Annotated in this window: 16 protein-coding genes; 8 read left to right on the top strand and 8 right to left on the bottom strand. The window is 64.3% G+C overall.

Features of this window, described 5'->3' with window-relative positions; genetic code table 11:
- Positions 1-135: 135 nt before the first annotated feature.
- The 3 genes from LDO29_RS07870 to LDO29_RS07860 are packed head-to-tail and all read right to left on the bottom strand — an operon-like array spanning position 136 to position 5,149.
- The gene (locus LDO29_RS07870) at positions 136-645 is read right to left on the bottom strand and encodes an acetone carboxylase subunit gamma (RefSeq protein WP_224079238.1); all 510 of its coding nucleotides are present in this window, start codon (positions 643-645) and stop codon (positions 136-138) included.
- Between the two features lie 23 nt (positions 646-668).
- Complete coding sequence (locus tag LDO29_RS07865) at positions 669-2,993, bottom strand: hydantoinase B/oxoprolinase family protein (RefSeq protein WP_224079237.1); 2,325 nt, start codon at positions 2,991-2,993, stop codon at positions 669-671.
- Positions 2,994-3,004: 11 nt separating this feature from the next.
- Positions 3,005-5,149, bottom strand: coding sequence for a hydantoinase/oxoprolinase family protein (locus LDO29_RS07860; RefSeq protein WP_224079236.1), 2,145 nt, complete (start codon positions 5,147-5,149; stop codon positions 3,005-3,007).
- A 385-nt stretch (positions 5,150-5,534) separates the two neighbouring features.
- Here LDO29_RS07860 and LDO29_RS07855 point away from each other — a divergent pair, with 385 nt between their 5' ends.
- Together LDO29_RS07855 and LDO29_RS07850 are read left to right on the top strand one after the other, a co-directional pair.
- Entirely contained in the window at positions 5,535-6,071 is a 537-nt protein-coding gene (locus LDO29_RS07855; protein WP_224079235.1) for a lecithin retinol acyltransferase family protein, read from the top strand.
- Between the two features lie 132 nt (positions 6,072-6,203).
- Positions 6,204-8,219 (top strand): sigma-54-dependent Fis family transcriptional regulator, encoded by a 2,016-nt coding sequence (locus LDO29_RS07850; protein WP_224079234.1) that lies wholly within the window; start codon positions 6,204-6,206, stop codon positions 8,217-8,219.
- A 453-nt stretch (positions 8,220-8,672) separates the two neighbouring features.
- On the opposite strand, the gene LDO29_RS07845 is transcribed toward LDO29_RS07850, so the two are convergent.
- Both LDO29_RS07845 and LDO29_RS07840 read right to left on the bottom strand, forming a co-directional pair.
- Positions 8,673-9,290 (bottom strand): NADPH-dependent F420 reductase, encoded by a 618-nt coding sequence (locus tag LDO29_RS07845; protein ID WP_224079233.1) that lies wholly within the window; start codon positions 9,288-9,290, stop codon positions 8,673-8,675.
- Positions 9,291-9,304: 14 nt separating this feature from the next.
- The gene (locus tag LDO29_RS07840; protein ID WP_224079232.1) at positions 9,305-10,057 is read right to left on the bottom strand and encodes an SDR family oxidoreductase; all 753 of its coding nucleotides are present in this window, start codon (positions 10,055-10,057) and stop codon (positions 9,305-9,307) included.
- A gap of 116 nt (positions 10,058-10,173) precedes the next feature.
- Between LDO29_RS07840 and LDO29_RS07835 the strand changes: the two genes are divergently transcribed.
- The 3 genes from LDO29_RS07835 (at position 10,174) to LDO29_RS07825 (ending at position 13,387) form a co-directional block, all read left to right on the top strand.
- A complete protein-coding gene (locus LDO29_RS07835; RefSeq protein WP_011615671.1) occupies positions 10,174-11,106 on the top strand; it encodes a LysR family transcriptional regulator in 933 nt (310 codons plus the stop codon).
- A gap of 214 nt (positions 11,107-11,320) precedes the next feature.
- On the top strand, positions 11,321-12,196 hold the full coding sequence (locus LDO29_RS07830) for a tyrosine-type recombinase/integrase (RefSeq protein WP_224079231.1): 876 nt from the start codon (positions 11,321-11,323) through the stop codon (positions 12,194-12,196).
- 21 nt (positions 12,197-12,217) lie between these two features.
- Positions 12,218-13,387, top strand: coding sequence for an IS91 family transposase (locus LDO29_RS07825; RefSeq protein WP_224079230.1), 1,170 nt, complete (start codon positions 12,218-12,220; stop codon positions 13,385-13,387).
- Positions 13,388-14,204: 817 nt separating this feature from the next.
- On the opposite strand, the gene garD is transcribed toward LDO29_RS07825, so the two are convergent.
- The gene (gene garD, locus LDO29_RS07820) at positions 14,205-15,794 is read right to left on the bottom strand and encodes a galactarate dehydratase (protein ID WP_224079229.1); all 1,590 of its coding nucleotides are present in this window, start codon (positions 15,792-15,794) and stop codon (positions 14,205-14,207) included.
- A gap of 16 nt (positions 15,795-15,810) precedes the next feature.
- A complete protein-coding gene (locus LDO29_RS07815) occupies positions 15,811-17,190 on the bottom strand; it encodes an MFS transporter (protein ID WP_224079228.1) in 1,380 nt (459 codons plus the stop codon).
- Positions 17,191-17,559: 369 nt separating this feature from the next.
- Here LDO29_RS07815 and kdgD point away from each other — a divergent pair, with 369 nt between their 5' ends.
- Together kdgD and LDO29_RS07805 are read left to right on the top strand one after the other, a co-directional pair.
- Positions 17,560-18,474 (top strand): 5-dehydro-4-deoxyglucarate dehydratase, encoded by a 915-nt coding sequence (gene kdgD / locus LDO29_RS07810; RefSeq protein WP_224079227.1) that lies wholly within the window; start codon positions 17,560-17,562, stop codon positions 18,472-18,474.
- Positions 18,475-19,027: 553 nt separating this feature from the next.
- A complete protein-coding gene (locus LDO29_RS07805) occupies positions 19,028-19,537 on the top strand; it encodes a hypothetical protein (RefSeq protein ID WP_224079226.1) in 510 nt (169 codons plus the stop codon).
- A 33-nt stretch (positions 19,538-19,570) separates the two neighbouring features.
- Here the strand turns inward: LDO29_RS07805 and LDO29_RS07800 are convergent, their stop codons facing one another.
- Complete coding sequence (locus LDO29_RS07800) at positions 19,571-20,011, bottom strand: ParB N-terminal domain-containing protein (protein ID WP_224079225.1); 441 nt, start codon at positions 20,009-20,011, stop codon at positions 19,571-19,573.
- Positions 20,012-20,242: 231 nt separating this feature from the next.
- On the opposite strand from LDO29_RS07800, the gene LDO29_RS07795 reads away from it, so the two are divergent.
- Positions 20,243-22,486 (top strand): TonB-dependent receptor, encoded by a 2,244-nt coding sequence (locus tag LDO29_RS07795; RefSeq protein ID WP_224079224.1) that lies wholly within the window; start codon positions 20,243-20,245, stop codon positions 22,484-22,486.
- The last annotated feature ends 32 nt before the right edge of the window (positions 22,487-22,518 follow it).

Raw genomic sequence — 22,518 nt, 5'->3', positions numbered from 1 at the left:
CGGGCGAATCCGCCCATCGTGCCCGCACGGGGTACGCGACCGCTCATGGCGTCGCGTCCGGGAAGTCGTACCGCGAGAATATCAGGGAGGGGGAATGCGGGGAACAAGGGTGCTTGTCCCCGCACCACGCAACGGTTAGTCCGGGGAGCGCTCCGGGACCGGCAGTCCCACCCATTCCTTGTAGAAAGCTTCGATGTCCGGCTCGAAATCGTGGATCACGGGATACCATGGGGTGGGCGCTTCCACGTCGTGCATGGTGCCGCAAGACGGGCAGTAGTACTCGCGATACACCTGCCATTGTGTGTCAGGGGCCATCAGCTTCGGATACACCTCGGTCATCGCCTCCTCGGTATCGCGTACGTAGATGGCGGCATGCAGCTTCCAGTTCTCGCGGTAGTCGCAGAACTCGTGGCCGCAGTCGCATTTGACAATCCACTTCTTGCTCTTCGCCGACTGCACGATAAACATGTGCGGGCTGAGCGGAAGCACGATGCGGTCCGGGAAGCTCACCTTCGCTTGCAAGGCGGCGAGATATTGCTCGAATCGGCCCTCGTCCTTGGGCATCGAGAGCATGCGGAAAGTGGTTTCCCAATCGAGGGAGCCGTCGACGAGATGCGCGACCTGTTCATTCGTGTAAGCAGACATGGTTCAACTCCTGGATGCGGTGATTACTCTTCGACCTGGACGACGGTGGTGACGTCGGGCAGCAGGGACAGGTCCATGCGATGCTTCGCGCCATAGGACGGCACGCCCAGATCCTCCTCGCGCAATTGCCAGTCGGCGGGCAGGCTCCAGAACTGCTTGAACTCCCGCGTGAATTTCTCGGACAGGGCAAAGCTGGTGGCAAACATGTGCTGCACCTGGGTGGACGCGTGCTTGTTGAGAATGCGTTCGCGTTCTTCCTTCATCCATTCGCGCGTCGGCAGGGCCCGGGCCAGGCGTTCCTTGCGCATCTCGGCACGGCGAGCCTGGGTTTTGGCGGTATCCACCGTGAACACGCCCTTGGCGTCCTGCGTGAAGACGGCGCCATAGACCTTCTGCGCATATTCCGGCAACAGGAACTTCTGGTTCAGGTCCGCCTCGACGGCCTTCGGATCTCGGTCGATGGGGTCGCCAAAGCCCGGGCCACCGCGCAGGTAGTTGAGGTACAGGTCATGGTTGTCATAGCAGTCCTCGGTGGTGATGCACTGCTTGTCGCGCTTGACCACGGCGGTGGCGTCGATATGGCGCTCGAAGTCCGGGCTGTCCGGATCGGTGTCGCCGCCCAGGGGCAGGGAGTCGCCAATGGCAATGCGCTGCTCCAGGCCCGTCTTGTGTGCCTCGAAGCGATAGCCGGTGGCGGACGGGTAGCCGCCCATCATGCCCCAGTCGCTGTTCATGAAGCCGTTGCCCATGAAGAACATGGTCCAGTCCTGGGCGTTCCACACCATGCGCAGCGTCTCGAAGCCGCAGCCGCCGCGGTACTTGCCGTAGCCGCCGGAGTTGGCCTTGACGTTGCGGCCGAGGTAGAGCAGCGGCTCGGCCATTTCCCATATCTCGATGTCACCCATGTCGCCTTCCGGGTTCCAGATGGCGGCGGCGTGGTTGAGGCCGTCCTTGACGGCGCAGGCGCCAGTGCCGCATGAGCTGGCCTCGAAGCTGTTGACCGCGTGGATTTCGCCGTCCTGGTTGATGCCGCCGCCCTGCAGCCAGTTGGAGGTGTTGGCGTTGCCGGCATTGACCTCTTCCAGGTAGCCGCGGCTGAAGTAGGACTGCGACAGGCCGCGCCAAAGCGCCGCCCAGCCCGAGACCAGGAAGTGCCAGGCGTAGGCATGGCCGGTACGGCGGTCATCCGGATTGCACCAGGTGCCCTTTGGCAGGCGGAACTCGGTGGCGAAGTAGGCACCGTCATTGATGCGCTGCGTGGGCACCAGGGTCTGGCACATCATCACCCAGATTCCGGACGTGAATGCCACCTGGTGGGCGTTGAAGGTGTGCCAGCCCCATCGGCTCGCGCCTTCGAAGTCCAGGCGCCACTTGCCGTCCGGCCGGATGGTCATCTCCACCGGCGAGTGCATGATGGAGTCGAGCTTGGCGAACGCGTTGGAGACCTGCACGTCGTCATGCTTGTAGGGCACGTCGACAAAGGAGACCTTGCGGTACTTGCCCGGCAGGGTCATGGCCTTGATGCGGCTCTGCAGTCCGCGGCGGCCTTCTTCGATGACCTCGAAGGCAAACTTCTCATAGGCTTCGATGCCGTCGGCACGGATCACTTCCTCGACCAGCTCGCGGATCATGTGGCAGCCGGCGATGCGGGTCTTTTCATCGAGGATCCAGTACTTCGGCGTGCGCACCGAGCGCTGGGACTCGTGCAGCCAGTCGCGCAGCGGTTCGTCGTTCACCCCGGTCTTGCGGCAGGTGATCATGTAGCCGTCGCCGAAGCGCTGCGTCTGGCCGGTGGACATCGAGCCCGGCGTCACCGAGCCGGTGTCGATGACGTGGGTGACGCCGCCGACCCAGCCGATCAGCCGGCCTTCCCAGAAGATCGGCACGATGGTGGCGATGTCGCACGGGTGGACGTTGCCGATGGCACAGTCATTGGTCGTGAACATGTCACCGGGATTGATGCCAGGGTTGGCTTCCCAGTTGTTCTCGATCATGTACTTGATCGCCGCGCCCATGGTGCCGACGTGGATGATGATCCCGGTCGAGGTCAGGACGCAGTCGCCGGCGGCGTTGTAGAGGGTGAAGCAGAGCTCGCCTTCCTGCTCGACGATGGGGCTGGCGGCGATCTTCTTGGCGGTCTCGCGGGCATGCACCAGGCCACCGCGCAGCTTGGAGAACAGCTTCTCGTAACCGATCGGGTCGCTGTCACGGAATTCCAGCGTCTCTAGGCCGTTGTAGTGGCCGGTGGCCTTGGTGCGCTCGATGATGCGGTCGCGGTACTGCTTGAGCGTCTGGCCGTTCTGCAGCAGGTCGGCGAAGCCGACTTCCTTATGGCTCATCATGTTCATGGCGTGTCTCCTTATTTCACTTCCTTGAGATGGAACAGGCGGTGCTTGTCGATCGTGGTTTCGAAGCCGTCTGGCACGACGAAGGTCGTGGCGTCGGATTCGATGATGGCGGGACCCACGATGTGGTTGCCGGCCTTGAGGGCTTCCATCTTCCAGAGCGCGGCATCCACCCACTTCTTGTGGCGGTAGAACGGACGGGTGCCGAGATAGGCTTCCTTGGGCGGTGTCGGGCCGGCATCCGGGTCTTCCGGCAGCACCGGCTTCTGGGTCACGACAGTGCCGCGCAGGATGGCACCGGTGATCGAGAAGCCCAGTTCCGGCGAGCGCGCAGAGCTGGCGTAGACACGGCCGTAGGTGTTCTCGAAGGCCTCGACGATCTGGTCCCAGTCGGCGGCGGTGGCGGCGCTGGTCACCGGCGAGACGATTTCGAGGTCATTCAACTGGCCCATGTACTGCATCTTGTAGCCCGGGATCAGCAACACGTCCTCGGGCTTGTAGCCATTGAGGACGAATTCGTCGATGACCTTGACTGCCAGTTCGGACCAGGCTTCCTGCAGGCTCTTGCAGGCAGCTTCCTTGTCGGCGTCGGGGGCGTGCTGGGCAACACCAAGGTCCACTGACTTGTCGTAGCGGTACTCGAAGTCGGCGCAGGCGCAGCCGAAGGCCGAGAAGCCGGCCGCCCAGGCCGGCACGACGACGTCCTTGAAGCCGACGCCCTCGGTGTAGCCGTAGGTGTGCACCGGGCCGGCGCCGCCGTAGGAGAAGCAGGTGAAGTCCGCCGGGTTGTAGCCCTTGGCACTGATGTTGGCGCGCAGGTACTCGGAGAGGGTGAGATCGAGCAGCTCGATGACGCCCGCGGCGGCATCCTCGACCGACAGGCCGAGCGGGTCGGCGATCTGCGCCTTGATGTGGTCGCGGGCGCGCTGCACGTCGAGCTTGATGGCGCCACCCAGGAAGTTCTCCGGGTTCAGGTAGCCGAGCACGACGTGGCAGTCGGAGACAGACACCGTGTCGAGGCCGCTTTCCGGCCAACAGGTGCCGACGCGGTAGCCGGCGCTGTCGGGGCCGAGCTTGATCGACTTGCTGTAGGGGTCGAGGCGCACGAAGCTGCCGGCGCCGGCGCCCACCGAGTCCATTGCTACCAGGGGCAGGGACAGCACCAACCGCGCCATGTCGGGATCGGACTTGATGGCGAAATTGCCCTTGGTGATCAGGGCCACGTCGAAGCTGGTGCCGCCGATATCGGAGCAGGCGATGTTTTCATCGCCCAGGTACTCGCCCAGCAGCTTGGAGCCGATGACGCCGCCGATGGGGCCGGAGACGATCGTGCGCGCGAGTTCCTTGGCCTTCCAGCTGATGGTGCCGCCGTGCGTGGCCATGACGCGCAGGTCGAATTTGGCACCGTGCTTCCTGAAACGGTCGCTGACCTTCTTCAGCGTCTGGCGCGAAGGCTCCGCACCGTAAGCCTCGAGGATGGTGGTGTTCATCCGGTGGCTTTCCTTGCGCGACGGGTAGTAGTCCACCGAGGCGAAGACAGGAATATCGGCTTTCAGCTTCTTCAATTCCTCGCGCACGATGTCGCGGGCGCGTTGCTCGCTGGATTCGTTCTTGTGGGATTGAAGCAGGCAGATGACGATGGCCTGCGAGCCGGCCTCCACCAGTTCGCGGGTCGCCTGGCGGACTTCGTCCTCGCGCAGCGGGATGACCACCTTCCCCTGCACATCGGTGCGCTCGGTGACGCCGCGCGTGCGCGAGACGGGCACCAGCGGCTCGTCGTAGCGGTGGGTGTTGAGGTGGATGCGGTCTTCCAGGGCATAGCCCAGGTAGCTCTGCAGCGCGCGGCCCATCGAATGGATCTGCTCGAATCCGCGGTTGCAGATAAGGCCGACGGCAAGCCCCTTGCGCATGAGGATGCGGTTGAGCATGGCCGTACCGGAGTAAACACAGGTTACGAGTTCCGGATAGACATCGTCCACTGTCCGGTTCCAGTGGGCCAGGGCATCTTCGGAAGAGTTGTAGATGGCAAGGGATTCGTCGCCCGGATTGCTCTGCGCCTTGCCGACCACGAACCGGCCATCCGAGCGTACGAAGAACGTGTCGGTCATCGTGCCGCCGGCATCGATGCCCATCACCTGTACTGTGGACTGCGATTGCATGTTGCCTCCTGTCATTGGTTTCGTCATGGTGGGGTTTCCCACGCCAACTCCATGGCAAGGCACGTGCCAAGGCTGGAAAGCACCAGCGTGTAGCGCCGGTATGCGTTTGAAATCAAGGCACTGCACGCAGGCCCTGGCACCTTCGCGCGTGCCAGGGCGCATGGCGATGCTGTCCGGATTCCTGACGCCTCGTACAGGTGTGTCCGGGAATCAGACGCTTCCTGTCCTTCATCGCGTAGCGGGATTCGTTGCCCCACAAGGTTGGCCTCCGGCCGCCGGCATCGCGGTTGGCGCACGGATGTCTTCCTGCCGGGAAGCCCCTGCAGCCATGGCACGCCCTGTGCTCGGGTGTCAGGTGCATAGCATCCGAAGCGTGGTGAAGCGAATGAAAGCGCCAACGAAGGAAAGTCGCCTGGTTGTCGAAGCCGTTGCCGACGAGGATTCGGCGATAGGGCTGCATCTCGTCACCGCCCGACTTGGGTACACCCATCATGGCGTCTACACGGGCTCAGGAAAGGTCGTGCATTACGAGGGGCTGTCGCGGCTTCTGCGTCGCGGCCCGGTCAACGAGGTAACGCTCGCGGAATTCGCGCATGGGCGGCCGGTCTGGATCCAACACAGCCCGGGGGCCAGGTTCGCTGGTGCGCAAGCGGTCCAACGCGCCTATTCCCGCCTCGGCGAGGATCGCTATCGGCTGATGTCCAACAACTGCGAGCACTTTTGCACGTGGTGCCTGTACGGTGAGAGCCGCAGCGACCAGATCGATGCGTGGGCGTCATGGGTGGGCGCCGTGCAGGTTGCCGCCGTCACGGCGATTGCCCGGCTCAGGGCCATGGCTTTACGGAGTGTGTCGGGAGCACGGGCGCTTGCCGATTTGGATTCCACGGCAAACGGGTCACTGTCCGGGATCATGACACCTTAGGTCGCGCTGTCCGGAATCCGGACAGTCCCTACACGTTGATGCGGCGCACAAGTCTTTGAATGGAAAGAGATTAGTTGACTTGCCGAGGGCGCGGGCATAGGGTAGCTGCAACCCATTGATAGGGATCTTTCCATGCCCTTCGGTCATTGCAGCGCCCTGGTCCCCCGCATCGGCGACGAACAGCTTGTGGCTTCGGCCTGGGAGCGTTTTCTGCATGAACGCCCTGCCGAAGTCAAAGGTGTGCGAGGCGTTGTCCTGGCCTCCTGGGAGCGTTGCCGCTCCGAATCGGTCGATCCGGAGAAGCACTTCGCCCCCGGCGCCGGCGCCGACCGGCTGCGGCAGTTGCAGCGTCAGAACCGCGACTTGCGTGAGGCGGCGAGTCCCGCACTTGACGGCCTGCGCGAGGTCCTGCGTGAATGCGGGACCCTGATCATGCTTTGTGACTCCAGTGGCACCGTCCTCCACCTCGATGGCGAAACCAGAACCCGCAGTGTTGGCGAGAGAATCAACCTGGCTACCGGCGGCTGCTGGAACGAGGAAGTCATCGGCACCAATGCCATCGGTACCGCTATCGCCGCCGTCGCGCCGGTTCAGATCCATGCCAACGAGCATTTCTGCATGGACGTCAAGCGGTGGACCTGCGCCGCTGCGCCCATCTTCGACCCATTCGCCCGCACCTTGCTGGGTGTCGTGGATATCTCCGGCGTCAAGGAGACGCTCCACGGGCATACCCTGGGGCTGGTGATTGCCGCCGCAAGGCAGATCGAATGCGAACTGGCTCGCCGCGACGGTGCGCGCCACGAGCGGTTGCTGAGCCGCGCCATCGACCATTTCATTCGTTACGCCAGCGACTATGTGGTGCTGGTCGATAGCCGGGGACGCATTGTCCGCACGAATAGCAATGCACAAGCGGCGCGCGAAAGCTATGAAGCCCCGCTTCCATGGGAAATCGGCAGCCGGGTCCCCGGACTCGACCTTGAATTGCCTGAGGTCGATCAATATTGCCAGCGGCCACAATGGCTTCGTCCCGAATGGCTGCACGCGGTGAAGGACCATGATGGGGTCCTGGGCACGATGCTGGTGATCCCGCTGTCGGCATCCCGTCATCGAACATCCGTATCGGTACAAACGGACGCCGTCACACCAGCGACTGCGCCTGACAACGATCCATTTGGCGAGATCATCGGGGAAAGCGAGGTGCTGGCCGCCACCAAGGCACGCGCGCGCCGAATCGCTCCGCTCGATCTGCCTGTATTGCTGCTGGGCGAGACTGGTGCAGGAAAGGAACTCTTCGCCCGGGCGTTGCATCGCGCAGGCCAACGGTCCGATGGGCCGTTCATTGCCGTCAATTGCGGCGCCTTCACCCGTGAATTGCTGGCCAGCGAACTCTTTGGCTATGCCGATGGCGCCTTTACCGGCGCCCGTCGCGGCGGCCTGCCAGGCAAGTTCGAGCAGGCAGACGGCGGTACGCTGTTCCTGGACGAGGTCGGCGAGTTGCCACTGGATATGCAGCCCCACCTGTTGCGCGTGCTGCAAGACGGCGTTGTTGTCCGGCTGGGAGACACCCGCGAGCGACGCATCTCGGTGCGCATCATAGCGGCCACCAATCGAGACCTGAGAAAAGAGATCGCCGCAGGCTGCTTCCGCGAAGACCTGTACCACCGCCTCTGCGCAGTGAGCTTGCCATTGCCGGCGCTACGCGAACGCCCCGGCGATATCGAGGTCATCATCGACCATCTCAACGCCAGGCTGGCACGCAAGTATGGCTGCACGCCCAAACAGCTCAGCCCCATGGTCCGGCAGGCGCTTCTTGGCTATGGCTGGCCGGGCAACATACGTGAACTGCAGAACGTCTTCGAAGTGATGTTCGCCCTCTGTGACAGCGAGTGCATCGATATTTCGCTGCTGCCTCCGACCATCGCTCAGGCGACCAACCCGGCCACCGCGATATCGCCAACGCCAGTTCCTGTCGTGTCGGGACGTCTTGAAGAAGTGGAAAGGCAGGCGATACTGGATGCGATCGCTACCGCGCACGGAAATATGTCGATGGCGGCCCGCACACTTGGCATCTCCCGCAGTACGTTGTATGTCAAACTGGCCGCGATTCGTGCAAGGCCCGACAGTTCAGGCGGCTCCGCACAACGATGATGGCCGACTCCCGGCCGGCCACCACCCTTAAAGCGGGCCCTCGGCGAGGTCGAATAGTTACGGATCAACGGGCTGGATAGTTCCGGACGAGCACCGGGATTTCCGTTCTCCATTCAGGCATTTGGCTGCCGCGCAGCAGGTCCATATTGCGGCGGCCCAACCCCGTTGGCTGTGGGAACTGATCCTGAGCTCTTCATGGCCGAAAAATCCAACCGTTCCGGATGGTGAGGGCGGCATAGTTGCCCTTAACGGGCTAGTATCGGCGCAGGCTCTTCTCCTTGTAGAAGTCTTCGGTTGTGTTCAGCGTACGACCGTAGTCGGCCAGAAAGCGACGGCCGGGCCCTCAGACTGAATGGCCGAAGCTCTGACACAGCGGACGGGTTCACTATGTGGAGCTTGCCGGACTATCGATAGCGAGTTTCTGTTTCGATTGCTCCAGTCCCGCCCTTCAAGTCAACCCAACCTCACCAGATTCAGCGCGGCCAGCGGTCCTCCAGGAAACTGATGCTGTCTTCCGCCCCCGTCGAGCGAACCGAGATCGATGCCGAAGAACCCGAGGCGATCGATCAACTTGGCCACCTCGGCTTTGGCGTTCGCATCGTCACCCGAGATGAACATCACGCGGCGGCCACCTTCAGCTTGCGGATCGCCGGCGACCAGCGCGGGCTGCAGGTGATTGAACGTCTTCACGACACGCGCGCCGGGCACCAGGTCTGCAAACACTGCGCTCGACGAGCGGCCATGCAGGTCCGCGGGGCGAAACAGCGGCGCCTCGATCGGGTTATTGGCATCGATGACAATGCGCCCGCCAAAGTCCGGCAACCCGGCCAGCGCCTGCGGCAGCTTCGACCAGTTGACTGCCACCAGCACGATGTCTTGCGCCGCGGCTTGCTCACGCGTGCCCGGGCGGATCGAAGGCCCGATGGCTTGCACGGCATCCTGCAGCGTTTCAGGCCCACGGCTGTTGGCCAGCACCGCCTGGATGCCGTGGCGTGCCAGCGCCGTGGCAAACGCCGTGCCGATTGCGCCCGCGCCGATGATGCCAATGGTCTTTCCGTAGCTTGCTTGCATGACGGTCTCCCGGTTCAGGCGGTGAAGCCGCCATCGGCAACGATCTCGGCACCGGTGACGAAGGCTGCGTCCGGACCGGCGAGGAACGCCACCACGCCGGCAATCTCATGCGGCTGCCCGTATCGTCCCAGGGCAATGCCGGGTCCCACGATCTCACTGACCGGGCCGCCGGCGGGATTCATATCGGTGTCGGTCGGGCCGGGGTGGACGGTGTTGACCGTGATGCCTTTCGGCCCCAGATCGCGCACCAGGCTGCGATTGAAGCCTGCGATCGCGCCCTTGGTCAGCGTGTAGAGCGATGCCGTGGGAAACGCCGCGTAGCGCGCCATCGACGAACCGATGTGAATCACTCGCCCGCCCGTCTTCATATGGCGCACCGCTTCCTGCGTGGCCACGAATACGCCGGTCACGTTCACCGCAATCATGCGCTCGTAGGTGTCGAACGCGATGTCCTCGATGGCACCGCCCAAGCCCAGGCCGGCGTTGTTGACGAGGATGTCGAGGCCGCCGAAGGCGTCGACCGTCGCTGCCACGGCCCGGCGCACCGCGGCCGCATCGCCGGCGTCCGCGGCGAGCGCGATGGCGTGGCCGCCGGCTGCTTCGATCTCGCGCACTACCGTGGCGGCCTTGTCCGCTGAGGCACTGTAGGTCAGCGCTACGGCCGCGCCGTCGGCGGCCAGGCGGCGGGCGATGGCGGCGCCGATGGAGCGCGATCCGCCGGTAACGAGGGCGATCTTGCCGGCCAGGGGAAGGGTCTGTTGAGTCATTTCTTTCTCCGTTGGGGTGAATCAGAAGGTGTGAACGAAGTATGGGTGTTCGATTGCACGATGATTAGTAATGAATTATTCGAATCATCTTCAAGCAATCGTGTAAACTGAGCCGGATGGAAACCCTCGCCAACCTCGAATCCTTTGTGCGCAGCGCCGAAACGGGCAGCTTTTCGGCGGCGGGTCGCCGACTGGCCCTGACCCCCGCGGCCGTCAGCCGCAACGTGGCAATGCTCGAGCGCAATCTGGGCGTGCGACTGTTCCAGCGCTCGACGCGCAAGCTGACGCTTACCGAGGCTGGCGAACGCTTCCTTGCCTCCATTGGCGGCAACCTGGACGCGCTGCAAGCCGCCATCGCCGCCATGTCGAACGACCACGGCGAACCGGCCGGTGTGCTGAAAGTCAGCCTGGCGCCGTCGTTCGGCGTGGCTTACGTGATGCCGTTGCTCCCTGATTTCCTGCAGCGTTACCCTGCGATCCGCCCGGAATGGCATTTCGAGAATCGCGCCATCGACTTGATTGCCGAGGGCTTCGACGCAGCCATAGGTGGAGGCTTCGAACTGGCGCCGGGTCTTGTGTCGCGCCCACTGGCACCCGCGCATATCGTCGCGGTGGCGTCGCCGGCGTATCTGCGGGAACGCACGCTGCCTGCTGATCCGGCCATGCTGAACGTCATGGACGGCATCGTCATGCGCTCCGGGCGCACCGGACGCACGCGCCACTGGACTATGCGCGATGCCGCCGGCAACGAGGTTGCCACGACCATGCGCGAACGCATTGTCGTCAGCGACCCGGCCGCCATGCGGGAAGCCGCGCTGCTGGGTCTGGGCGTGGCACTGCTGGCGGTACCCGATGTGCTGCCATGGATCGAACGTGGCGAACTCGTACGCGTACTTCCGCGCTGGTACGCCGACGCCGGCGCCATTTCGTTGTACTACCCTACGCGCACCCTGATGCCCGGCAAGACACGCGCATTCATCGACCACGTTGTGGAAGCCTTCCGCCGCGATGGACTAGCGCAGCGACTGGCAGGCAGCCTCGGCCTTTAGCGTTGTCTACCGAGGCACGCCGTTTCGACGACCGCTCTGGCCCAAACTTGAGTCACTCGCCAAGCTTTAACGAATGACAGCAGTGGGTCGGAGGACTAAACCGCTCGCGCGGTAGGGGCTACGGCCATACGGTGGCGGTCAGGGAGAGGCCGGTCACACGGTTCTATGTTGGCGAATGAGGCAATCCGCCTCGTTCTTCAACAGGAGCCGAATCATGACCTCCTTACCGGCAAACGCCAGTCCACTGCGTCAGCGCATGATCGACGACATGCGGATGCGCCAGCTCTCGCCGAAGACACAGGACACCTATCTGCACATCGTGCGCGAGTTTGCCCGGTTTCTCGGGCGCTCACCTGACACCGCCACTGTCGAGGACCTGCGGCGCTACCAACTGCATCTCGTCGATCACGGCACATCGCCTGTGTCACTGAACCACGCGATCACCGGCCTGAAGTTCTTCTTCGAGGTCACGCTCGACCGGCCTGAACTGATGGTCAGGATGCACCCGGTGCGCGTGCCACGCATATTACCCGTCGTGCTCAGCCCCGATGAAGTGCGGCGGCTAATCGAGGCGGCCGGCAACCTCAAGCACCAGACCGCGCTGTCGGTCGCCTACGGCGCCGGTCTGCGAGCCAGCGAAGTGGTGGCCCTGAAGGTGACTGACATCGACAGCCAGCGCATGACGCTGCGCGTCGAGCAGGGCAAGGGCCGCCGCGACCGCTACGCCATGCTTTCCCCAGTGCTGCTCGAGCGCCTGCGCGTCTGGTGGCACGTGGCCCGTGCTCAAGGCAAGATGCTGGATCGCGGCTGGCTGTTTCCCGGGCTCGATCCTGTCGACGCGCTCAGCACTCGGCAACTGAACCGCGCCATCCACGCCGCCGCCGAAGCTGCGCACATCGACAAGCGCGTATCCATGCACACGCTGCGACATAGTTTTGCGACCCACCTGCTCGAACAGAAGGTGGACATCCGCGTGATCCAGGTGCTGCTCGGCCATGCGAAGCTCGAGAACACCGCGCTCTACGTGCAGGTGGCCACCGACCTGCTGCACGAGGTCACCAGCCCGCTGGACCGCCTGCCTCCCGAGTAAGCCCACGCGCTGCAGCACCTCATGCTGGAGGTTGCGGACATCTTCCGCAGCCACGGGCCAGCGTGGCGAGCCACGACACACCTGAGCCTGGGGCAGTTGAAGGTCATGTCGGCCATCGAACAGTGCCGCACGGCGGCGCTGGGCGGGCATGTGCTGCGCTGTTCAGGTTGCGAGCGCATCGAGGTCGCCTTCAACTCCTGCCGCAACCGCCATTGCACGAAGTGCCAGGCCAGTGCCGCCCACCGTTGGCTCGAGGCGCGCCAGGCCGACCTGCTGCCCGTCGAGTACTACCACGTCGTGTTCACGCTACCTGCACCGGTCGGCGCGATCGCCTGGTACAACAAGACGGTGATCTACGGGCTGCTGTTCGACATCGCCGCCGAAACACTCCGCACTATCGCCGCCGATCCAAGGCACTTGGGTGCCCAGATTGGCGCCACACTCGTGCTTCACACCTGGGGCTCGGCGCTTACGCATCATCCGCACGTGCACGGCATCGTCCCAGGCGGAGGCCTGTCGCCCGATGGTAAGCGGTGGATCGCATGCCGGACCGGCTTCTTCCTGCCTGTGCGCGTCCTGTCGCGTCTGTTCCGGCACCGCTTCCTCGAAGCGCTCGAATCCGCTCACCAGCGTGGCCAGTTGCAGTTCTTCGGCGAATCCACGGAGCTTGCCAATGCGGCTACCTTTGCACGGTGGCTTGCGCCGCTGCGCACCTGCGAGTGGGTCGTCTACGCCAAGCGTCCCTTTGCCGGACCAGACACCGTACTCGAATACCTCTCACGCTACACACACCGGGTGGCGATCTCCAACCAGCGCCTGGTCGCCTTCGATGAGCGCGGTGTCACCTTCCGCTGGAAGGACTACCGCGCAAAGGGACGCACCCGCCACAAGATCATGACGCTCGAAACCGGCGAGTTCATGCGCCGCTTCCTGCTCCATGTGCTGCCCGCTGGCTTCCATCGCATCCGTCACTACGGCCTGCTCGCCAACCCGGTGCGCCGCGCCAATCTCGCGAAGGCCCGTGAACTGCTGGACGTCATGCCTGAGGCCGACACCCAGCCCGACGATCCCAGGGTTGCTGTCCCTGCGGTCTTCGTCTGCCACCACTGCGGTGCGCCGATGATCGTCATCGAGATCCTGGAGCGCACTGCGCCCATTCGCGCACCACCCAAGCGGCGAGGCCAGACATGAGCATCGCGCTTTCTGGACGTGCAATTCGACCGTCGGCTTTGCGGCAACGCGGCCTACGAGCGGACGTTTGCGCTTGCCGCTTCGCGCAGCCCCTCGCACGTCCGCTTCATCCTCGCGATTGCGCGACTGGACCGCCTCGTCACCGCACCAGGCTCTATCCAACATCCCGTTTGACCGCGCAAGCTCCGACACCGTTGGGCATCCCGGCCAATCAATCGCCATAGCCTCCAACACTCCGACCGCCTCGGAGCACTCCGCGGTTTCCTCCATCGAGGCTTGTTCGACGCCTGCCAGCAGCGCGCGGCGGCACACTCACGTTCCTGCGGGTGACGGCAGGCATCGAACAACCCTAAACGGATACAGCCCGCCGGGGGAGATGTATACCTTCATCCCTGCATGTCCGTACGTATGCGTCCATGGGCTGCACCTTACCGTTACAGGCTATGGGCTTCTACGAGCCAAACTACGAGTTCGGTAGGAACGTACGTTGGCGCACCGGGGCTTGCCGGCGGCGAGCTTTCGCCAATGCCGGCATACACCAGACGAGAGTATGGGGGTTCAGGAAGGCGGCATAATCGCCGTGCCTCGGACTAGAATTCTTCTGAGGAGGTGCCACCCATGTCAGCTATCAAGCGCATAGATCCTGGACATCCGGCATACCATGCCGCGCTGCATAGGACGACCCGCTATCCTGCGGAGCATGTCACGTTGATGGTTAGCTCCAGGAAGAGGCAGCGCCCCTGTACGCCGCATCGCAAAGTGGGGCGCGGCAAAGTAGGCATCGGCGGCACGCGAAGCGACGGTCTCCGACAGCGCCTCAGGTCACCGGCGCCGGATTGAACAACGCGAGCGCGTTGTGCAGCTTGTGGTGCTCCGCCCAGGTCTTCCTGCGGCCGCTGGCCACGTCGATCATCAGGTGGAACAGCTCCCAGCCCACGTCCTCGATGGTGGCTTCGCCGGTGGCGATGCGGCCCGCGTTGACGTCCATCAGGTCATGCCAGCGGCGTGCCAGGTCGCTGCGTGTCGCGACCTTGATGACCGGCACCTCGGCCAGGCCGTAGGGCGTGCCGCGTCCGGTCGTGAATACGTGCAGGTTCATGCCGGCGGCGAGCTGCAGCGTGCCACAGATGAAGTCGCTCGCCGGCGTGGCGGCGTAGATCAGGCCCTTCTGCGTGAGCTTCTCCCCCGGCGACAGCACGCCGCTGATCGGCGCGCTGCCCGACTTGATGATCGAGCCCATCGCCTTTTCCACGATGTTCGACAACCCGCCCTTCTTGTTGCCAGGCGTCGTGTTGGCGCTGCGGTCCACGCGGCCGCGCTCGAGGTAGCGGTCGTACCAGGCCATCTCGCGGATCATCGCCTCGGCTACCTCGGGCGTGGCGGCGCGCGCGGTGAGCTGGTCGATGCCGTCGCGCACTTCTGTCACTTCGGAGAACATCACGCTGGCACCGGCGCGCACCAGCAGGTCGGTGGCAAACCCCACGGCCGGATTGGCCGTCACGCCGGAGAACGCATCGCTGCCGCCGCACTGCACGCCGACCACCAGGTCCGACACCGGGCACGTTTCGCGCCGGCGCGCGTTGAGGCGCGCCAGGTGCGTCTCGGCCATCGCCATGATCGACGCGATCATCGACGCAAAGCCCACGTGCTGCTCATCCTGCAGGCAGACCACGCCCACCTGCACCTCGCCCGCGCCGGTCCGGATCGGGATGGTGCCCGGCGGCATCAGGCGGTCGGGCTGCAGCTTCTCGCAGCCGAGGCTGACCATCATCGCGGTGCCGCCGAAGTTGGGGTTGAGCGCGATATTGCGCAGCGTGCGGATCGGGATGACGGCATCGGGCGCGTCGATGGCTACGCCGCAGCCATAGGTGTGTTCCAGCCCGACCACGTCATCGACGTTGGGATAGCGCGGCAGCAGTTCTTCGCGGATGCGCCGCACGGCGTGCTCGACCACGCCCGACACGCACTGCACTGTCGTGGTGATGGCCAGGATATTGCGCGTGCCGACCGAACCGTCCGGATTGCGGAAGCCCTCGAAGGTATAGCCTTCCAGTGGCGGCAGCGGCGCCGGCACGCGCGTGCCGACCGGCAGGTCGGTCAGGCCCGGCGCCACGGGCATTTCGATGACGCGCTCGTTGACCCAGCTGCCGCGCGGCAGGTCTTTCAGCGCGTAGCCGATCACCACGTTGTAGCGCACCACCGCATCGCCCTGTTTCAGGTCCGACAGCGCGACCTTGTGCCCCTGGGGCACGGCCTCGCGCAGGACCAGGCCGCACGGGAACTCCGTGCCGGCCGGCAAACCGCCGTCGTTGGCGACGATGGCCACGTTGTCTTCAGGATGGATACGGATATGGAGCGGAGCCTTGACTGGCTGGGCGGCCGGGGCGCGCGAATCGTGTTCTGACATGCTGTGCTTCCTGCGGTTATTGCGGGTGCCTGAGTTCTACGCGGCGGATGTCCTTGACGATCACCAGGTAGCTCAGCACCGTGACCAGTGCATGGATCCCGACGAACACCAGCGCGCCGTTGAAGGAGCCGGTGACGCTCAGGATGTAGCCGATCGCGATCGGCGTGACGATGCCGGCGATATTGCCGAACGTATTGAAGATGCTGCCCGCTAGGCCGATCACTTCCTTGGGCGCGGTGTCCGCCACCACGGCCCAGCCCAGCGCGCCGATGCCCTTGCCAAAGAAAGCCAGCGCCATGAAACCGACCACGAGCCACTCCGCATCGACATAGTTGCAGGCAATCATGCTGACCGACAGCAGCATGCCGGCGACGATAGGCACCTTGCGCGCCACCGTCAGCGTGCAGCCGCGGCGCAGCAGCGCGTCCGAAATCATGCCGCCCAGCACGCCGCCAAGGAAACCGCAGATCGCCGGCAGCGACGCCACGAACCCTGCCTTGAGGATGGACATGCCGCGCGCCTGCACCAGGTACACGGGGAACCAGGTCAGGAAGAAGTAGGTGAGCACGTTGATGCAGTACTGGCCCAGGTACACGCCAGCCAGCATGCGGTTGCTCAGGAGCTGGCGCGCATAGAACCAGCCCGCCGGCGCCGCGGCCTTGCCGGTGGCGCGCGCAGCGCCTTCGTTCATGTGGATCAGGCCGCCGCCCTGCTCGATATGCTCGAGTTCGGCGCGATTGACCGCCGGATGGCTGGCGGGGCTGCGCATGACCTTGAGCCACAGCATGGCCAGCGCCATGCCGAACACGCCCATCCACATGTAGACGTGGTGCCAGCCCCAGCTATGCGTCACCCATGCCATCAGCGGCGTGAACACTACCGCGGCGAAGTACTGCGCCGCGTTGAAAATAGCCGACGCCGTGCCGCGCTCCGACGTGGGGAACCAGCTTGCCACCACCTTGGCGTTGGCCGGGAACGCCGGCGATTCGGCCAGGCCCACGGCAAAACGCAGCATGAACAGCACCGTCATCACCGCGCCCATCGAGGCGAACACCCCCACCCAGGCCTGCAGCAGCGTGAACACCGACCACAGGCAGATGCTGGCCGCATAGATGCGGCGCGCGCCAAAGCGGTCAAGCAGCCAGCCGCCCGGAATCTGCGCCATGACATAAGCCCAGCTGAAGGCGGAGAAGATATAGCCCATCTGCACGGCGGAGAAGCCGAAGGCCTCGCGCATGGCGGGGCCCGTGATCGACAGCGTGGCACGGTCGGCATAGTTGACCGTGGTGACGATGAAGATCATCGCCAGGATCCAGTAGCGGACATTGGTGCGGCGCGCAGTGGCGGCGCTGCCGGCAGCGGCCGTTGTAGCGGTGGGGGTCGGACTTGCGTTCATCGGGGTCTCCTCAGGGCCGTATGCCAGACGATGGCAAACGCGATTTGAGATATGTCATCGTATGACTTGAATTATAAGGATACGACCGACATGCCGTAGTGCGCGTTTACCCTAGGATCCTCGCAACCCGCTTGCCGCCTGCTTTCGTTTTCCTTACAGATACTGACGATCCGGACCATCATGGCACTTACACCCGCTCTCCCATCGGCGGGATTTCCCCGGGTTTTCCCGCAATTTTCTGCTTTGGTGCTTGTTTATTATCTCACCTAGTTGTACGATGACGTACATTAATAACGCCACCGCAGGACCGCGGAAGACCGCCCTGCCCGATCCATCACCATTCGCCGGTTCCGGCCCAGGATGAGAGACATGACGACACCGCAAGAACTGAAGCAGATCATTTCCGAAGGCCTGCTGTCCTTCCCAGTCACCGACTTCGACGCGCAGGGCAACTTCCGCCCTGACACCTATGTCAAGCGACTGGAATGGCTGGCGCCGTATGGCGCGTCGGCACTGTTCGCCGCTGGCGGCACCGGCGAGTTCTTCTCGCTGACGCCGGACGACTACTCCAATGTGATCCGCACCGCGGTGGAAACCTGCGCAGGCAAGGTGCCCATCCTGGCCGGCGCAGGCGGCCCGACGCGCATGGCCATCGCCTACGCACAGGAAGCCCAGCGCCTTGGCGCCAAGGGCGTGCTGCTGATGCCGCACTACCTGACCGAAGCCTGCGAGGAAGGCATTGCCAACCACATCGAAGAGGTCTGCAAGGCAGTTAATATCGGCGTGATCGTCTACAACCGCGCCAATTCGCGCATCGGCGCCAACCTGCTGGAGCGCGTGGTCGACCGCTGCCCCAACCTGATCGGCTTCAAGGACGGCGTCGGCGAAATCGAGGCCATGGTCCGCGTGCGCCGCAAGCTGGGCGACCGGCTAGCCTACCTGGGCGGCCTGCCGACCGCCGAAGTCTATGCCGCCGCCTACAAGGCGCTGGGCGTGCCGGTGTACTCGTCGGCCGTGTTCAACTTCATCCCGCGCACCGCGATGGCGTTCTACCGCGCCGTCGCCGCCGACGACCATGCCACCGTCGGCCGCCTGATCGACGAGTTCTTCCTGCCGTACCTGGACATCCGCAACCGCCGCCAGGGCTATGCGGTGAGCATCGTGAAGGCCGGCGCCCGCCTGGTCGGCCACGACGCGGGTCCGGTGCGCGCGCCGCTCACGGACCTGACCGAAGACGAAATGGAAAAGCTCGACGCGCTGATCCGCAAGCTCGGACCGCAGTAAAGCCGCCCGGGGGGCCTGGGACACGAACGGAATACCCCGCCATGTGCGGGGTATTCCGTTTTGACGAGGGCATCATCGACACATCGGCGGCATCGATGCTGCGAACCAAGGCGCAGGCACGGCCTTTCGTCATTTGCGATAGCCCGGAATGGAATAAAGGCCGGCCGCCACGCGTTTAGCCAGACGAACCAAAATTCTTCTGTCGAGGATGCATCGTGAGCGAATCGTCACTCAAGTCCGGAGGCCCCGTCCGGCGCGCGCTTGCCGCGCTGCCGCTCGCGACTATTGCATTGCTTGCTGCATTCCTGCTCGGCGCTTGCGGCGGAGACGGCGACGATTCCGGCACCGCGTCCGGATCCGGGGCGACGATGACGGGTGGTGCATCACCGGCAAGCACTCCCGGATTCCAGCCGACGCCAGGCACGGGCGGGATTGGTGCTGGCGCGGGCGGAACAGGCGGGGTTGGTGCCGGGTCCGGCATGTAGTGGGTGCACCATGCCTGGATTGAATACCAGCCGAAAGAACCGGCACGTTTCGGCAGTGGAGAATGGCCATGTCATATCGCTTAGCCAGTTGGGTGGCAGGCGCAGCGGTTGCGCTGTCTGCCTGTGCGTCCCTGCAACCCGTCCAGACCGCGCAGAAAATGACAGGTAGCCCGGAAAGCGCCGTGCGCGAGACCTTTGGCGCGCCCACGGAGGTCTACAAGCTCGCTGACGGCTCCACGCGCTGGATCTATTCGCACCAGCCCCTGGGGTTCGAGGTCTACGCCGCCGATTTTGATGCGAACGGGAAGCTCGTCAACTTCCGCCAGATGTTGACCGAGAAAGAGATCTACGAGGCCAAGCCGGGAGTCTGGACCAAGCGCGACGTGGCCGAGCGCTTCGGCCTGCCGCGCGAGCCCGTCCAGTACTACCCGCTCATGAAGCGCGAGGCATGGTCGTACCGGCTCTATGCGAGCGGCTACCAGCCGGCCCACTTCAGCGCCTACTTCGATGATCAGGGCGTGCTGGATCGCACGATGATCATTGTTGACAGCTATGGCGGCGACCGTCGTCGCAAGTGAGTTGCTGACTTTCGTCACCATGCACCAGCCCTCCTAATCCCTCAGTCGTCCCAACGGAATCGACGTTACCGGCAGTGACGGCTCAAAAAAATGCCGCGTGCTCTTGTGCGGAAGGAGCCCGCCGCAAGTCACGGTCCGCAGAATGCAACCGGTATCGAACGGCTCCCCCGAGTTCCAGTCGCGGACGCAAACCCTCGGATCGCCATAGCGCAGCGGGATGCACGGCAAGCGCTTGAGCCCAAGGCGCATGGCGGCACGCAAGCGGTGATTTCCGTCCATCACGATGCCGTGCGATGCCTCCACCGGGATGGGCGTCAGCCAGCAACCGTCGCTGGCAATCAACTCGGTGAGCATCCACACCCCTTCAATGTCGACCTGCTCTGACTGCCGGAAAAAGGAAACCGGCTGCAAGGTGACGACGTAGCGGCCAGTTTCGTGCGGCATCAATACGGGCGTTTGCGATATCTCGTCCATAACCTCTGCGAATGGCAGGTAACTGGCCATTTCAGCGGCTGGGCACCGCCGTCGAATCGCCAGCAAGTTTCAAACAGGTCAAAATGTCTTCACAATTTATTTGATAACGATTCTCATTTGCAATAGTCTCCTTACACCACTTCGGCACCTGCCTGAGGCGCCGGCCAACCCGTCCGATGCGAACCGATCCTTACAGATCGTCCGGCATGGACATCTAAGGAAGCTTGAGCCATGCCGGTCTCCGGTCAGACTGACGCAGCAATCCCCAGCAACATCATCAAAACATCACGCCTGTCGCTGACATCCACCTCCTGCCCGGCTCTGCTGCCGGGGCGCGCGCTGACCCCATCGCTGGCGGTAGCAGGCCTCCTGGCGTTGGCCAACATCGATCCTGTCTTGGCTCAGGATCCCGGCAACGTCTCTGCGCAGACGCTGCCGGAGGTCCGCGTGACTGCCGACGCGTCGCCGGAAGACCTGCCCACACCCTATGCTGGCGGCCAGGTCGCGCGCGGCGCGCGGCTCGGCATGCTAGGCAACACCAGCATCATGAAAGCGCCGTTCAACGTGAGCAGCTACACCGCGCAGATGATCCAGGACCAGCAGTCGCCAACGGTGGCCGACGCGGTCAACAAGGATCCGTCGGTCCGCTTCACGGGCCTGCCCGGCGGCAATATCGACAACCTCTACATTCGCGGCTTCCCTGTCGGCGAAGGCAACACCGGCGAAATCGCCTTCGACGGCCTGTACGGCGTGGCACCGAATTACCGTGTCTTCACCGACTACGTGGAGCGCGTGGAAGTCATCAAGGGCCCGGCGGCAATGCTGTATGGCATGTCACCCAACAGCGGCGTAGGCGGCGTAATCAACATCGTGCCCAAGCGCGCGCACGAGGACCTGGCATCGGTGACGGCCAGCTACGCGTCGGATACGCAGTTCGGCGGCCACGCGGACGTGAGCCGCCGCTTCGGCGAGTCGCGCGAATGGGGCGTGCGCTTCAACGGCAGCTACTACCAGGGCGACACGCCCATGGACAACCAGTCGCGCAAGGCTGGCATCGGCGCGCTGTCGCTGGACTACCAGGGCAAGCGGCTGCGCGCGTCGCTGGACGTGATCGGCCAGCAGGAAAAGCTCGATGCGCCAGGCCGCCCCTTTATCATGGGCCCGGGGCTGCAGGCCATCCCCGGGGCACCGGACGGGCGGCGCAATGTCACGCAGCCGTGGGAGTGGACGCGCGGCACCGACGAGTCGCTGCTGTTCCGCACGGAATACGACATCACCGACCAGCTCACCGTCTTCGCCGATGCCGGCGGCGGCTGGACGCAGCTGTCGCGGCTGTTCGGCACCACGCCCCAGATTGTCAACGCCCAGGGCGATACGCTGAGCACGCCCACCTACTACAAGTTCAAGGTCGATCGCGCCACGTACGACGCCGGCCTGCGCGGCCGCTTTGACACCGGCCCGGTCCGCCATGCCGTGACCTTCCAGGCCCGCGCCTACTCCGACAGCCTGGACCGCGCCAACACCACCGGCACGCCGGTGGCATCGAACATCTACAACCCGGTGGTACGGCCTGCGCAGGACCTGCCCGCGCCGGGCAGCGTGCCCAGGGTCTCGGACAACGACCAGACCGGCTTCTCGCTGGCCGACACCATGTCCGCCATGGACGACCGCGTGCTGCTGACGCTGGGCGTGCGCCAGCAGCGCATCCGCTCGCGCAACTTCAGTCCGGCAGGCGCGGTGGCATCGTCCTACGACGAAAGCGCCACCACGCCGATGGCGGGCCTGGTGGTGCAGCCGTGGAAGCGTGTGTCGTTCTACGCCAACTACATCCAGGGCCTGAGCAAGGGCGATGTGGCACCGCCGACCGCCAGCAACTCGGGCGAGGTGTTCGCGCCGTACAAGACCAGGCAGTACGAGGTCGGCACCAAGGTGGATCTCGGGCGCTTCACCGCCACGTTCGCGGCGTTCCAGATCACCAAGCCCAGCGGGCAGCTCACAGGCAATGTGTTCTCCGTCAACGGCGAACAACGCAATCGCGGCCTGGAGCTGAACCTGTTCGGCGAGGCCATGCCCGGCGTGCGGCTGCTGGGCGGCGTGGCGCTGATCGACGGCGAGATTACCCAGTCCGGCACCGCGGCAGCGGTCGGCAAGACCGCCATCGGCGTGCCAAGGGTACAAGCCAACCTGGGCGCGGAATGGGACCTGCCGTGGGTAGCAGGCCTGACCGTGACCGGCGCCATGATCTACACGGGCCGGCAATACGTGAACCAGCTCAACACAGCCAGCCTGCCGTCATGGACCAAGTTCGACGTCGGCGCGCGCTATCGCACACGCATCGCCGGCAAGACCTCTACCTTCCGTGCCAACGTTCTCAACGTGTTCGACCGCGACTATTGGTCGGGCGTCACCTCCTGGGGCGGCTTCTCGCAGGCCGCGCCGCGCACGGTGCTGCTGTCGGCCACGGTCGACTTCTGAGACGACTCTCCACTGAATCGCTGACCACCAAC

The sequence above is a fragment of the Cupriavidus laharis genome, assembly GCF_914271435.1.
Classification (GTDB): domain Bacteria; phylum Pseudomonadota; class Gammaproteobacteria; order Burkholderiales; family Burkholderiaceae; genus Cupriavidus; species Cupriavidus laharis.
Note: the sequence above shows the minus strand (reverse complement) of the source record. Positions and strands in the feature narration are given on the sequence as shown.